Source organism: Microbulbifer halophilus, assembly GCF_026183675.1.
GTDB classification, from domain to species: Bacteria; Pseudomonadota; Gammaproteobacteria; order Pseudomonadales; family Cellvibrionaceae; genus Microbulbifer; species Microbulbifer halophilus.
In genome coordinates, this window is record NZ_JAPIVK010000082.1 from 1 (window position 1) to 1,759 (window position 1,759).

General features: G+C 53.2%; 1 protein-coding gene. It reads left to right on the top strand.

Translation table 11 applies throughout. The features are described 5' to 3' along the window. Window positions 1-511 precede the first annotated feature (511 nt). The coding region (ltrA, locus tag OQE62_RS19285; RefSeq protein WP_265723673.1) for a group II intron reverse transcriptase/maturase at window positions 512-1,759 on the top strand (1,248 nt) is incomplete at its 3' end.

Genomic DNA, 1,759 nt, shown 5'->3' on the forward strand with positions numbered 1-1,759 from the left:
TTGTGTACGCCCAGCATGGGCATGAACTAATGGGGTGAAAGTCCCCTGTAGGAAGATCACCATTAAATGTCAATTTAACGTTAACTACTAGCGAATGGCAAGGGCGGACCTGCGAGGGGCTGTCTGTAGGAAGCCGCTAGCAAAACTGCGAGCTGATGAACAAGAACATCATATGAGGCGTAGGCTGGAGGCGAGCTGGCACAAGACAGCGAAGCCACGTGATCTAACGGCCACCGTAAATGATGCAGTTGCGTAGTGAAAGTTTATGTCCTTATCTGGGGAGATCTGCTTAGCACGCGATCGGTAGGAAACCAGTGAGGCTCTGGTCTACAAGTGCCTTGGCTCCCAGGCCTCATCAACCGGGGAGAGAAAATCGATGAGAGCCGATAGCGCCCACAGGGGCAACCCAGCGGGTGATTAAGCAGAAGTCAGCAGAGGGCATAGTAGCCAAACGACCACCGTAATGGGTGGGGCAGGGTGAAGGCCTGAACAGTCAGAGAAAGGAGGAGCCTTGTCAGACTTGAACACACGAATGCCGACCGGCAATGACGTGACTCAGCGTGTTGACCCGAAGCCAGCCTTTAGCAACGATCTATTCGAACAGATGCTCCAGCCTGCGAACTTGCAGCGAGCTTGGAAACAGGTTCGAGCCAACAAGGGAGCCGCCGGAATCGATGGTATGTCCGTTGATGACTTTCCGGCATGGGCAAAATCTGGTGGTTGGGAGGCAGTCAAGTCTGAGTTAATCTCAGGGCGCTACTTCCCACAACCGGTACGGCGTGTTGAGATCGAGAAGCCAGACGGCGGCAAGCGACAGCTTGGTATACCGACGGTGACTGATCGTATTATTCAACAAGCTATCGCTCAAGTGCTCACGCCTATCTTCGACCCGATCTTCTCAGAGCATAGCTTTGGGTTCCGACCGGGACGAAATGGGCAGCAAGCGGTAAAGCAGGTACAGCGGATCATAAAGCAGAAGCGGAATATCGCTGTCGACGTGGATCTGTCGAAGTTCTTTGACCGCGTCAATCACGATTTGCTGATGTCATTAGTGGGCCGACGGGTTCATGACCGACGATTAAAGCAACTGATTGCGCGATATCTACGAGCTGGGTTTATCGATAACCAGTTCCTTCACGAGAGCCGCGAAGGTGTTCCACAGGGCGGCCCATTATCGCCACTACTGGCCAACATCCTGCTCGACCCTCTGGACAAAGAGCTGGAGCGGCGCGGCCACAAGTTCGCTCGCTACGCAGACGACTTTATCATCCTGATAAAGAGTCGGCGTTCAGGGGAGCGTGTTCTGCAAAGCATTACAAACTACCTGGAAAACCGCTTGAAACTTGTGATCAACACGGAGAAAAGCCATGTGGTGAAAACCAGCGAGAGCAAGTTTCTGGGATTTACCTTCGAGAACGGACTCATCAAATGGCACCCGAGGACGCTGCAGAAGTTCAAGCAACGGATACGGGAACTCACCAACCGAAACTGGGGCGTGAACATGCGCTACCAGCTCTTTAAAACCAGCCAGTTCATACGTGGCTGGATCAACTACTTTGGTATGGCCAGCGGCTATCAGCTGTGCTGTGATCTGGATCATTGGATAAGACGCAGAGTGCGGATGGCCTATTGGCGCCAGTGGCGTAAGCCACGAACCAAGGTTCGAAATTTAATGAGGCTGGGTGTGCATGTCCAAGCTGCGGTGGCGTGCGGTATCACAAGTAAAGGTCCGTGGCGCAGCTCAAAAACACCCGGAATC